This is a genomic window from Nocardia sp. Marseille-Q1738, from assembly GCF_965283145.1.
The window spans coordinates 188230-198143 of sequence record NZ_CBDIMS010000011.1 but is presented as its reverse complement, the minus strand read 5'-3'; the positions used below and the strand labels follow the sequence as shown (position 1 = coordinate 198143).

Annotated in this window: 27 protein-coding genes; 3 read left to right on the top strand and 24 right to left on the bottom strand. The window is 65.3% G+C overall.

Features of this window, described 5'->3' with window-relative positions:
* Window positions 1–96: 96 nt before the first annotated feature.
* From ACWPXK_RS30180 to ACWPXK_RS30140, 9 genes are all read right to left on the bottom strand, one after another.
* Window positions 97–300, bottom strand: coding sequence for a hypothetical protein (locus tag ACWPXK_RS30180; RefSeq protein ID WP_454199558.1), 204 nt, complete (start codon window positions 298–300; stop codon window positions 97–99).
* The gene (locus ACWPXK_RS30175) at window positions 297–566 is read right to left on the bottom strand and encodes a hypothetical protein (protein ID WP_454199557.1); all 270 of its coding nucleotides are present in this window, start codon (window positions 564–566) and stop codon (window positions 297–299) included. Before ACWPXK_RS30175 ends, ACWPXK_RS30180 begins: the two co-directional genes overlap by 4 nt.
* Window positions 567–583: 17 nt before the next feature.
* Window positions 584–874 (bottom strand): hypothetical protein, encoded by a 291-nt coding sequence (locus ACWPXK_RS30170; RefSeq protein WP_454199556.1) that lies wholly within the window; start codon window positions 872–874, stop codon window positions 584–586.
* Entirely contained in the window at window positions 871–1077 is a 207-nt protein-coding gene (locus ACWPXK_RS30165; RefSeq protein WP_454199555.1) for a hypothetical protein, read from the bottom strand. Before ACWPXK_RS30165 ends, ACWPXK_RS30170 begins: the two co-directional genes overlap by 4 nt.
* A complete protein-coding gene (locus ACWPXK_RS30160) occupies window positions 1074–1292 on the bottom strand; it encodes a hypothetical protein (RefSeq protein WP_454199554.1) in 219 nt (72 codons plus the stop codon). The genes ACWPXK_RS30165 and ACWPXK_RS30160 overlap by 4 nt, the downstream gene beginning before the upstream one ends.
* On the bottom strand, window positions 1289–1432 hold the full coding sequence (locus ACWPXK_RS30155) for a hypothetical protein (RefSeq protein WP_454199553.1): 144 nt from the start codon (window positions 1430–1432) through the stop codon (window positions 1289–1291). Before ACWPXK_RS30155 ends, ACWPXK_RS30160 begins: the two co-directional genes overlap by 4 nt.
* On the bottom strand, window positions 1429–1752 hold the full coding sequence (locus ACWPXK_RS30150; protein WP_454199552.1) for a hypothetical protein: 324 nt from the start codon (window positions 1750–1752) through the stop codon (window positions 1429–1431). Before ACWPXK_RS30150 ends, ACWPXK_RS30155 begins: the two co-directional genes overlap by 4 nt.
* Window positions 1753–1799: 47 nt before the next feature.
* Window positions 1800–2078, bottom strand: a complete 279-nt coding sequence (locus ACWPXK_RS30145) for a hypothetical protein (protein WP_454199551.1) — start codon at window positions 2076–2078, stop codon at window positions 1800–1802.
* 65 nt (window positions 2079–2143) lie between these two features.
* Window positions 2144–2410 carry a hypothetical protein gene (locus ACWPXK_RS30140; RefSeq protein ID WP_454199550.1) on the bottom strand — a complete coding sequence of 89 codons (267 nt, stop codon included), beginning with the start codon at window positions 2408–2410 and terminating at the stop codon, window positions 2144–2146.
* A 108-nt stretch (window positions 2411–2518) separates the two neighbouring features.
* Here ACWPXK_RS30140 and ACWPXK_RS30135 point away from each other — a divergent pair, with 108 nt between their 5' ends.
* The 3 genes from ACWPXK_RS30135 to ACWPXK_RS30125 all read left to right on the top strand — a co-directional run bounded on the left by ACWPXK_RS30135 (window position 2519) and on the right by ACWPXK_RS30125 (window position 3945).
* Window positions 2519–2971 (top strand): hypothetical protein, encoded by a 453-nt coding sequence (locus ACWPXK_RS30135; RefSeq protein WP_454199549.1) that lies wholly within the window; start codon window positions 2519–2521, stop codon window positions 2969–2971.
* Between the two features lie 64 nt (window positions 2972–3035).
* Entirely contained in the window at window positions 3036–3482 is a 447-nt protein-coding gene (locus ACWPXK_RS30130) for a hypothetical protein (protein ID WP_454199548.1), read from the top strand.
* A 220-nt stretch (window positions 3483–3702) separates the two neighbouring features.
* Window positions 3703–3945, top strand: a complete 243-nt coding sequence (locus tag ACWPXK_RS30125) for a hypothetical protein (RefSeq protein WP_454199547.1) — start codon at window positions 3703–3705, stop codon at window positions 3943–3945.
* Here ACWPXK_RS30125 and ACWPXK_RS30120 read toward each other — a convergent pair.
* The 15 genes from ACWPXK_RS30120 to ACWPXK_RS30050 form a co-directional block, all read right to left on the bottom strand.
* On the bottom strand, window positions 3928–4113 hold the full coding sequence (locus tag ACWPXK_RS30120) for a hypothetical protein (protein ID WP_454199546.1): 186 nt from the start codon (window positions 4111–4113) through the stop codon (window positions 3928–3930). The two genes, ACWPXK_RS30125 and ACWPXK_RS30120, sit on opposite strands and share 18 nt — an antisense overlap.
* A complete protein-coding gene (locus ACWPXK_RS30115) occupies window positions 4110–4520 on the bottom strand; it encodes a RusA family crossover junction endodeoxyribonuclease (RefSeq protein WP_454199545.1) in 411 nt (136 codons plus the stop codon). The genes ACWPXK_RS30120 and ACWPXK_RS30115 overlap by 4 nt, the downstream gene beginning before the upstream one ends.
* Window positions 4517–4801, bottom strand: a complete 285-nt coding sequence (locus ACWPXK_RS30110; protein WP_454199544.1) for a hypothetical protein — start codon at window positions 4799–4801, stop codon at window positions 4517–4519. The genes ACWPXK_RS30115 and ACWPXK_RS30110 overlap by 4 nt, the downstream gene beginning before the upstream one ends.
* On the bottom strand, window positions 4794–5003 hold the full coding sequence (locus ACWPXK_RS30105; protein ID WP_454199543.1) for a zinc finger domain-containing protein: 210 nt from the start codon (window positions 5001–5003) through the stop codon (window positions 4794–4796). Before ACWPXK_RS30105 ends, ACWPXK_RS30110 begins: the two co-directional genes overlap by 8 nt.
* Window positions 4988–5287, bottom strand: a complete 300-nt coding sequence (locus ACWPXK_RS30100; protein ID WP_454199542.1) for a hypothetical protein — start codon at window positions 5285–5287, stop codon at window positions 4988–4990. Before ACWPXK_RS30100 ends, ACWPXK_RS30105 begins: the two co-directional genes overlap by 16 nt.
* Entirely contained in the window at window positions 5284–5646 is a 363-nt protein-coding gene (locus ACWPXK_RS30095; protein ID WP_454199541.1) for a hypothetical protein, read from the bottom strand. Before ACWPXK_RS30095 ends, ACWPXK_RS30100 begins: the two co-directional genes overlap by 4 nt.
* The gene (locus ACWPXK_RS30090) at window positions 5643–5987 is read right to left on the bottom strand and encodes a hypothetical protein (RefSeq protein ID WP_454199540.1); all 345 of its coding nucleotides are present in this window, start codon (window positions 5985–5987) and stop codon (window positions 5643–5645) included. The genes ACWPXK_RS30095 and ACWPXK_RS30090 overlap by 4 nt, the downstream gene beginning before the upstream one ends.
* On the bottom strand, window positions 5984–6307 hold the full coding sequence (locus ACWPXK_RS30085; RefSeq protein WP_454199539.1) for a hypothetical protein: 324 nt from the start codon (window positions 6305–6307) through the stop codon (window positions 5984–5986). Before ACWPXK_RS30085 ends, ACWPXK_RS30090 begins: the two co-directional genes overlap by 4 nt.
* On the bottom strand, window positions 6304–6852 hold the full coding sequence (locus tag ACWPXK_RS30080) for a hypothetical protein (protein WP_454199538.1): 549 nt from the start codon (window positions 6850–6852) through the stop codon (window positions 6304–6306). The genes ACWPXK_RS30085 and ACWPXK_RS30080 overlap by 4 nt, the downstream gene beginning before the upstream one ends.
* 187 nt (window positions 6853–7039) lie before the next feature.
* A complete protein-coding gene (locus ACWPXK_RS30075; protein WP_454199537.1) occupies window positions 7040–7219 on the bottom strand; it encodes a zinc finger domain-containing protein in 180 nt (59 codons plus the stop codon).
* The gene (locus ACWPXK_RS30070; RefSeq protein WP_454199536.1) at window positions 7216–7704 is read right to left on the bottom strand and encodes a hypothetical protein; all 489 of its coding nucleotides are present in this window, start codon (window positions 7702–7704) and stop codon (window positions 7216–7218) included. The genes ACWPXK_RS30075 and ACWPXK_RS30070 overlap by 4 nt, the downstream gene beginning before the upstream one ends.
* Window positions 7701–7982 carry a hypothetical protein gene (locus ACWPXK_RS30065; protein ID WP_454199535.1) on the bottom strand — a complete coding sequence of 94 codons (282 nt, stop codon included), beginning with the start codon at window positions 7980–7982 and terminating at the stop codon, window positions 7701–7703. Before ACWPXK_RS30065 ends, ACWPXK_RS30070 begins: the two co-directional genes overlap by 4 nt.
* Entirely contained in the window at window positions 7979–8200 is a 222-nt protein-coding gene (locus tag ACWPXK_RS30060; RefSeq protein WP_454199534.1) for a hypothetical protein, read from the bottom strand. The genes ACWPXK_RS30065 and ACWPXK_RS30060 overlap by 4 nt, the downstream gene beginning before the upstream one ends.
* Window positions 8197–9474 (bottom strand): hypothetical protein, encoded by a 1278-nt coding sequence (locus ACWPXK_RS30055; RefSeq protein ID WP_454199533.1) that lies wholly within the window; start codon window positions 9472–9474, stop codon window positions 8197–8199. Before ACWPXK_RS30055 ends, ACWPXK_RS30060 begins: the two co-directional genes overlap by 4 nt.
* Entirely contained in the window at window positions 9464–9847 is a 384-nt protein-coding gene (locus tag ACWPXK_RS30050) for a hypothetical protein (RefSeq protein ID WP_454199532.1), read from the bottom strand. Before ACWPXK_RS30050 ends, ACWPXK_RS30055 begins: the two co-directional genes overlap by 11 nt.
* Window positions 9848–9914: the final 67 nt, after the last annotated feature.

Below are 9914 nucleotides of genomic sequence, written 5' to 3'. Positions count from 1 at the left end.
AACTAAGGCCACTCCGCTAGAAGGAGTGGCCTCAGTGGCGATGGCGAGTTGGATACCTCACGACACACGGTAGCGGACTACACCGACGAACTCGGGCTACCACACCGTGACGATCGGCGCATTCCGCGAACCGTCGGCCACGATCTGACCTGTCTGCGCGTCCACGGTGATGGTCAGATCGCTGCCGAATGGGACGCGTTTGCGGCCTTCCTCCAACTGCCACCGGACGAGTTCGCCGATCTCGTCCTGCTCCAAGCCTGCGATGGCGTCGAGGATGGCTTGCTCTGGGTTGGTGCTCATGGCAGGAGCGGGTTCGAATACGTCAGCATCGGACGCAGGTCGTTGCGGAGATCACCCGAGATCCGCTGCCCGCTCTCGAACTCGATATCCACATGCGCGTCGGCACCTGCCCGCATCGCGATGTCGGCCCGCCTGATGCCGTTCGGCGTCCGCAGCACATGTGCGGCGCGCAGTATCGCCACCAGGCGCAGCGCTTCCTCCCAATCCAAGCCGCCATCGACAGACAGTGCTGCCGCTGCTCGGTCGTCGATCTCCTGTGTGCTCATAATCCGATCCTCTTCGCTCATGGCTTCGGTTCTCCTGTCTCCCCGATGATCTCCTGGACGTGATCCAGGGCAGCGGAGATCGCGGCGTGGGCGCGGCGTACAGGATCGGGCTGGGCGTCGTTGACAGGCTCACCGAGGAACGATTGCAACCCGCCAGCCTCTTCCGTGGCTTTGACGAAGTCGTACACGTCATCACCGAGGAGATTGCGCATCTTGTGTTCGCGTTCGACCGCGCGCAGCCGACCGTCGATCTCCATTTCCTCCCGAACCCGCTGGAGGCGTGAGAGAGTCCATTCGGTGTCGCTCATGGTGTTGAACCTCCTCCCTCGGCCCAGGTTCCCGGGCGTACACAGATGGACTCGAAGCGGTCGAACTCGTCCACCTCGACCTCAAGCTGCACCGGGCACCGTGTGCCGTCGTACGGGTCCACAACCGTCACCAGCACATCGCCGTGAATCGATCGAAGATTCTCCAGAGACCTGATCAGGTCCGAAACCCGTGTGGCGCTCATGGCTTCTCCGTCTCGGCGAAATCACGGGCCAGCCGATGCACAGCATCGCGCTTGGCCTCATCGGACGGCAGCCGCTCGAATCGGTTCATCCATGCGGCGGCAGCCTGCTCGGCTTTGATGGCGTCGAGTAGTCGCATGTCGGTGTAGTTCTCCGGGTCGGGGAAGCAGCCGAGTTCGCGGGCGCGGTCCTCGAGCTGCTGGCGTGTGGTGCTCACGGGGTCTCCGTCTCGTCGGCGGGCTCGGCGATAGCGGCCAGTGCGCGCCGCGTGAACTGGACATCTCCGAAAACCGAAGGCTGCCACAGCTCATGCGACTCCATGCGTGGGTACCGCCAGCGATCGAACAGTTTGATCATGACCCCGCCTCGTCGGTGTCCCGCAGTGTCGCGTAGGCAACGCGTGCTTTGGGCACAGGCACTGCCACCATCATCGTCGGCACGTTGGCGAAGACGATGCGGCACCCGAGAACCGTCGCTCCGTCCTCTATTTCGAGGTCCTCCCACTCGGATTTCGGGAACACCAATGTGAGGTCGCTCGTGTTGATCGGGATGGTCTTCGTGATCTGGGCGATCCGCATGTGCAGGGCTTCGAGGTACGGTCCGATGCGCTGTTCGCCCTCGCGCTGTATGCGCTGCTCTCGGGCTTCGGCGTCGAGGTCGAAGATCTCCTCGCTCACGCTGGTTCTCCTGTCTCGGTGGGCTCGGCGGGTGGGTTTCTCGGCGTTCATCCGAGCCACTCCAGTACGGAGTCCGCCGATCGGGTTGTGCCGAAAGGCTCATCGCCACGGGTGCGCACCGCATGACTGAATTCGCGTAGCTGCTGACCGAACACATAGATCGAGATCCGGACGTCGTTCTTCAAAATGTCAAGCCTGCTAGCACGTAGCGGGCCCGACAGACACCACCCATTGGCCTCCGCCTTCTCCAGGACGGCCGCGACCGACGACCCCTTCCGCTCCTGAATCAGGCCGTCAAATGCTGAATTCGGCAACGCCTCACTCATCGCGCAACTCCTTGGTTGGACTCGGCGTAGATACCAGAACCCCGGCCACGCTCAATTTTAGCAGGTCACAAGGCATTTCGCGGCTCGCTGAATGAGTCTGCGCGGCGCGGCTTGGGCCCGGGTGCTGCTGGCTCGATGCCGTGTTCGCGGGCGATGCGCCGCAAGTAAGCCGGGGTGAATGGGGACTCGTCGGCGACGTCGGTGGGGCGTTCGCCAGCGCGCAGGGCGTCAAGGGCGGCGGCGAAAACTTCCTTCCGAGCTTCCTCGGCGCGGTCCGATAGGCGCTTGTACGCGCGGGTCGCGGCTTTCAGCCTGTCCATCTCTTCCGTCACCTCTCCAATCATAGTCGATGTTGCGATACGGGGTTGCGCTACTCATACTAGTTGCGATACACTATATCGCAACAGCAGATCGCCCGCAGGACAGGCAAGGAGATTCAGATGACCACCACCATCGACGCCAAGATCGTCGAGTTCACACGACTCGGATGGGACGCCTCGCTTCACTGGCGCGCCCCGATGGGCAACTGGGACACATTCGTCGCGGTGACGCGCGCCGCTGGGCGATACAACGCCTTCGATGGAGACGCGGTCGCGGACACCTTCTTCGACCTGTTCAACGACGCCGCGGACGTCGAGTTCGGTCGCGAAGGCTCGCCCGTCATGTACGTCAGCGTTCCATTCTTCCCTCACCAGCGGCACGGCAGCGACCACACCTGCGCGAACGACCGCTACACCGACGAGCAGCGCCAGGAGTTCGCCGCCCGGGTAATCGCTTGGGCGCGCACCCTGCGGGCTGACGAGATCAGCGTCCAGCAGTTCCCGGCCGCAGGCGGAGACGTGTGGGATGGGCCCGGCCCGAGCCCGTACCGCGTCCGTCTGTGGTGGGACTGATCGTTTGTCTCGCGCCCACTCCGGTGGGCGCGGCCTAGATCCCTTCCTCTGATTGGAGATTCAGATGACCGCCAACGACAGCCTCGAGGTCAAGCTCGCTGCCGCACGCAAGCATCAAACGAAGGCGGAAGCCGACCGGGAAGCCGCCGACCGCGCCGAGGACTATCTGCGTGAACACGCGGGCGGACTCGGCTACGGCGGCTCCAACGCGCACAAGGGTGCGAACAAGATTCACGCGATGTCCCGGCGCAATAGCGACCGCTGGATTGAGGCGAACAAGCGCGCGCAGTACTGGGAGCGCGAGGCTCGGGGCTACGAACGGCGTATCGCTGAACGTGACCGCGTCCGGCTGACCCGTGCAGACGTTGTCGGCGCGGCGTTCATCCGTACCAGGTACGGCTGGCACAAAGTCGTCCGGGTCAACAAGACCACGGTGTCGTGCGAGTCCGGTTACTCGTGGACCGACAAGTACACCTTCGACAAAGTGCTCGAAGTCCGAAAGGCGTCCTAGTCGTTTGCGTCGCGCCCGGACCACCCGGGCGCGGTGCTGACCAAACCCAAACCCCCGACAGGAGAATCGCAATGGAAGCCGTCACGCAACCCGCTCTGCGCAAGTCGGGAATGACGCCCTGCGAAGCCATGGACGACGGCTGGTACTGCTGCCTCGTGCACGGCCACGACGGGGCGCACGAAGCCTGGACGTACGCGCACCCCCCACGGTGCGTCTACACATGGCCTGGAGAACCGCGATGACCCGCCTGCCTCCCGGCTACACGATGCACGACCACGGCCCCCTCGTCGAGATCCTCCACGCCGGAACCCCATACGCCACCGCCTCGAAGATCGTCGGCGGTAAAGGCTGGATAGTGGAGATCGTCGGCAACCCCTACCCGCAGAAAGCGGCAACGAAGAGGGGTGCTGTGCGGGACCTGAAGGCATGGGTGGCCGAACGTGTGTCACAGCCTGGCCAGTAGCGCCCGCGCGGCCCGCTTCCACCATCCCCGCGTATCGACCACCTTCCCGTCCTCGGTGATGTGGAAGTCCCTGCCGTACACCAACACCGGGCCGTCGACTAGCGGCTTCACGCGGTAACGCTCCCGGTACGCCTCGTCATAGGCGGACAGATGCTCGAGGAAGCTCACGCTGCACTCTCCTCGGCCAGGTCCGCGACGGTGATCCACGCGCCCGGCTGGCACCCCGGATCGGCCAGCCGCTTGTTCGCCGCCAGCTCCACCACCTGCGCGTCGGACTCGAACGCGATCCCCGTCAGGGCATCGAAAATCGCTCTGACCAACTTGTCCAGGTCGGGTTTCTTGGTCGCGGGTGGGGTGCGGGTCTTCGGGGTCGACTTCGGGCGCGGCATCACGAACGTCAGGTCGACGGCGACCGCGCCGGACAGCAGCGGCCAGTGCTCGTTGTGCACAGCGAGGGCGACACGCTCACGCCATGGGCCGACCGCGGTGGATGACTCGATCATGCGGCCGTGGCCGACATGGCGTTTGCTGCCCTGCGGTGCTGGCGCGCCGGGGATGAACAGTCGGCGGGTCACTCGGACACCTCCCGCCAGTTGTGGATCAGGCAGTGCTCGGCCCGCTTCTGGTTGAACTCGACGTCGTACCAGACGCGGCGTTGATCCATGACCGGCAGGAGGCCCGCCGCGGCGAGAGCGTCAACCGCGGCCTGTGCGGCCTCCTCGTTCGTTCGCACGCCGATCGAGCGGTATCCATCGGAAGCTATGAACGACACCGTCGCCAACTCGGCGCGTGTCAGGGTCTCTACGTACAGGGAGCGGATGTCGGCGGTCGGGTTCTTGTCGGTGTTCTCAGGCACCATGGATCCTTTCGTCTTCAGCGAGTTCGATCCGCAACGCGTGCGGTCCCTCCGGCCGCCGCTGCCGTGTCCCCCGCACCACACACGGGGCACCGATGGGAGACAGGCAGATAGGGCAGGAGACGGTGCGGGACAGCAGGCGGGGAAGGGTGGGGCGGTAGTCATCGAGGCGATAGACGGTGGCGGTCACGGCTGCTCCCATCCAAACCAGCGCATCGTCCGCTGCCGGACGTAGCCGTTCAGCCACGCCTCCACCTCGCCGCGGTCGAATGTGTTGGTGGAGAACTGGGTTGTCTTGCTGATGCGCGGCATGAAGATCAGTAGCGAGAACTCCGGCGACTCGTCACGCTCGTCGTAGATGAACCAGGACAGGACGAAGTTCATGCCCTCGTCCAAGTCCTCGACCTGGGCACGGATCTCGGAGAAGCTGTCGAACTCCTCCTCATAGGTCGGATAGTCGGTCAGCGGATACATTTCGGCGGTCACGGCTGTACCTCCCAGACCTCGCCGAGGACGTACTCCGGCTCAAGGTCTGGCGTTTTGCCAGCCGCTCCCGCATCGTGATGCGCCTGACGCCGTCGTTCAGCGTCAGGGCGGTCGGGGAAGACGCGGCGCTCCCACACCAGCGCGTTGGTGTCCCGCTTGGCGAGCACGACGTACCCGAGTGGGGGACGCTGCGCCGACTCCAATGCATCGAGCAGGAATAGAACCGCAGCCGGATGTCCATAGGACGCCGCGTACTCCGACCATGCCGGACCGAAAGCGACACCGGAGGACAGTTCGTCGAGGGCCGCTCTGGACACTCGCCGGAACTCGTCGATCTGAATTGCAACGGGTTCGGTCATCGGGTCTCTCCGGCTCCGTGAACGGCCTGCCGCAGTTCCTCGATGGCGACATGCAGCCCTTCGGCGATGCCGTACTCGCCAGCGGCGCGGTGCTCGGATTCCTCGGCCGCCCACTTCTCGAACAGGTCGGTCACCCGATCGCGCTGCGCCTCCAGCTCCGTGATACGGGCGTCCCTCGCCGCGATCATCGACTCCGCGCTCACCAATGCGTCACGCACGCATCTCTCACACAACCGCTCGGCGGTGCAGCCCGTCTCGAGCTCATGCAGATGGCGGGTACTGAGTCCGGATTCGATGAGGGCGCGGCCCTTCTCGGTGATCTCCAATGGCTCGTCGTTCACGGCTGGTCTCCGTTCTCGGCGCCCTCTTCGGCGGGCGTGTACACCGCGTATCTGACGAACGGCGCCAACGTCGGGCACGGCCACGGAAGATGGCTGTCGTTCGCCCACGTGTGATGCTCATCGGTCTGGCAGCGGCGGCAACGCAACTCCAACCTCACGCCGTCGCGGGAGCTCACCACGATCGGCGGATGCTCGTTGAAGATGCCCCTGAGGATCTCCCCGTGCCGCTCCAACTGCTCACGGTTGCTGGTGTGGAACTCCTTGAGTTCGCGGACCTCGGATTCGAGATCGGCGATCCGCTGCTTCGTCTCAGGTCTCACGGCTGCTCTCCGTTCTCGGGGAGTGGGGACCACGCCAACACCGGATGAAACAGCGCTTCGCCCGTCCCGGAATGCGACGCGAAGTCCCGTGCCTCATCGGCGGATTCGACCGGCACGACACTCCATTCCGGATCCCCACGCCACCCGTATTCGAGGCCGACGACCTCCCCCTGGGGGACGGTCAGGAACTGCATGCCGATCATGTCCGCCACATGCTCGGCGTGGTCAACGCTGGTCTCGAAAACGAGGTCGGGGCAGCCCGTGCAGCCGATGCAGTAGCGGCCGGTGAGCTGATGGTCGGAGATGACGCGGGCGAGGGCTTCTCGTGGGTTGCTCACCTCGGCGGCCTCGAGCGATCGCTGCGCTACCCCGACCGCCTCGCGTGCTTCAGTGACTGCGGTGACCAAGTCCCGCACCAACTCCGGCGCCGACCGCAGTAGCTGTTCGTAGTACGTGACCCCGTTGCGGATGAAGATCTCGACATCGGTGGTCTGCTCGGCCGCGGTGAGGAACACCTTGGCGCGCTCGAACAGTCCGTCACTCATTCGGTGTCTCCGTTCTCGGGGAGTGGGATAGGTGACCTTTCCGCGCGACTCCATATGCCATCCGGTGCGATATCTGCGTGGGGGACAACCAGGAATTCGGCGAGTATTTCGTCCGCGCATCGGCCAGCCGACTCATCGTCGCAACCCCAGTCCATCAGCAGCCGCGCCAACGCTTCTCGGATGTCGCTCATTCGGTGGCTCCTGCAAGATGGGTGCGAACAAGTGCGGCTACCGCCTTGCGGGCCGCATGTGCCACCAGGCGTTTGTTGTGGAAGTAGCCGCCGCCGTGAGGCTTCATGCAGCCCCATCCGATGAGGGCACCGCAGTGTGGGCAGGGCACCGCGAAGTCGCTGATGAGGTCGGTCATTCGATGTCTCCGTTCTCGGGTGTCCATAGGACAGTTACGGGGTAGGTCAGCGTGCTGCTGTCGATGTCGTCGCGGCCTGTGCCGATCTGCCACCAGCCCGCGTGCCGCCCCTCGCGGACCTCATCGAGCACGTTGTCGACATCGCGGGCGTACACATCGCCATCCGCATCGCGGATCACCGCGGCAGAGGCAACATGCCCGCACCGCTCGTCGTCTACGAGACCTTGCGCCGACTGGAGTGCGTCGAGTTCCTCGGCGGTTTCGATCGCCTGGGCGGGTGGACGCCAGCCCGCCTGGACAGCAGCGCCTGCGAGGAAGTAGCCGAGACCCAGGATCGCGTGCCCCTGGACTTCCAGCTCGGCATCCAGGATCGCCTTCAGTGCGTCACGGTCGGTCGAATCCTGATGCCCCGCACCGCCGCCCAGCTGGGCCGTGGACGGGCTAACGGTGGGTGCCTGGTGTCTCCGGGGGGCCTGAGGGCTCACAGAGCCTCACCGCCCTCGGACCCGAGCCGGTAACCGGTGGAGGTCGGGTGCATCCGGTCGACCTGGATGCGGACCTTGCGGGGACTGGCCGGCGGCTTGCCCTGCCAGTCCGTCACGACCTCACAGACGGCGCGGCGGGCGTTGCTCAGTGCATGGCCGGGTTCCTCCAGCCCCACCACGCGGACGGTGCGGCGGCCCTTGCTACGCGGGTCGTTGTCCGCCCACACCTGGCCGACGCGGATCTCCGTGCCGTGCTTGTTGGTGATCGACTCGGTCATTCCTCGTTCTCGCTTTCGGCGTTGATGGCTTGCTGCGCTCGGGCCGACGGTGTCGACTCGGCGAAGTCGTGAGTGGTGGTCGTGCCACGGAGCAAGTGGTCCTTGCAGTCCAGGCAGGGAATCGGACGGCCTTCCTCGTCCTCGCCGAGCCAGCCGTTGCGGCAGTTCGGGTTACGGCAGGAGCGGCGTTGGGGGTCGCCGTACCGGTCGGGACTCATGACGCACGCCCCGGGAACTCGACGACCGCGGCGCCCTTACGGGGCGGCTTGTGGTCGCAGTCGGTGCCGTCGGCACGATGACCGTCGTCGTCGCACAACTTGCAGGCCACGATTCGCGCCTTGGCCAAGCCGTTGCGGTCACGTTCCGCGGCGAACGGGTCGTGGCTACACACGCGGCGGCTGTCGTCGTAGCCGTCGGCATCGCACAGGTGGCAGTTGGCGATCGCGCGGGCACGATCCTCGGCGGCCTGCCGCGCGGCGGCGGACTCAATCGCAGCGGCGGTGCGGCGGCGCTCGTCGGTCGCGCGCTCGCGGTCGGTCTGCCATCGGGTGTGTGCCTGTCGGGCGTCAGCGCACGCACGGCACGGCGCTTCGGTTCCGGTGGGGTGTCGCTCGCAGGTGCGCTTCGGCTCGGCCGCGGCGAGCAGTCCGAGCAACCACGCCTCCCGGGCTTCGAATGTGTCGGCGCAGGCGTCGCACTCGCGTACGTAACCGGACTCATGTCCCGAATGGAATCTGGGTGGGGCGGCGTTGCGGTCGGCGGTAGCGCCTACGTGACGTTCCCCTGTTACGTAACCACTTATGGAGCTGGAGCTAGGAGCTGGAGCAGGAGCCGGTAGGGAGGCGACCCCCTGCGGGACCCCCTGAACGACCCCTTCGGTTTCGGGGTAATCGACGGGCTGATCGACCCCCTGATCTAAGGGGTAACCGACCCCCTGATGAACCCCTTTCGGGAAGGGGTAACCGACCCCTTCCGGTTGGGGTGAATCGACCTCTTCCACGGAGGGGTAGCCGAAGGGGTAGGACGCGGGGTCGATCGACTTGCGGTCGATCAGACCGGCGACCTCCGGCTTGCTCCATCCCTTCAGCTCCGGCTGATTCGCGTGCAACTTCTGTAACTCGTGGACGATCACCCCCCGCAGCGTCAAGGAGGCGACCGCACCGAAAGCGAGGGACATCGACACCGCGACGTTCGGGTTCTTCAGCAATCCGTCGTTCTTGATGAACGATCGGATCAGCACCTCCTCCGAGTCTTCGTCCACGACGATGTAGAGCCCGCGCACCAGCCAGTCGCCAGCAGAACGCACCGCGTCGGCGGTCCACCCGGCCGCGTTCGCCGCGATCCGCCCCGGGCGCCAGTCGGCGACACCCGCGTAGTTGAGCGACGGCGAGGTGACGAGCACGAAGTACAGGTGCTGCGCCTCCGGCGGCAAGGCACGGAAATCGTCGTCGGACCAGATCGACAGCCAGATCCGGGCATGATCACGCGCCATGCTGCACCTCCTCTTCGAGCCGCAGCACTGCCGCGCGCTGGATCACGTGACCGGGCAGCATCTGTCCGGTGATGGACTGCCGGAAGTGCTCGTTCACCGCTCGTTCGGCGAGGTCGATGGTCAACCACTCCATGTCGGGGCGGTCGAACAGCACAGCCCAGTTGAGGACCTGGAAGTCCATCGGTGACCAGAACATCTCGTTCCATACAGCGGCAGCACGGAACACGGCGGCCGCAATGGCGCGGGATTGTGTGGTGACGACGGGGAGCTTCGGCTGCCCCCAAGAGAGGATGTTCGCCTGCCACTCGGCAGGGTCGCCGACGAAGATTGGGCGATCGGGCAGGGCGTTGCCGTGCGCAGAGTCCCTGGGCATAGATATGCTCAACTCAGGGCCTCCTTTCCAGTTGCAGTGGAAAAGGGGGTTCTAGGCCCTGGGGCAC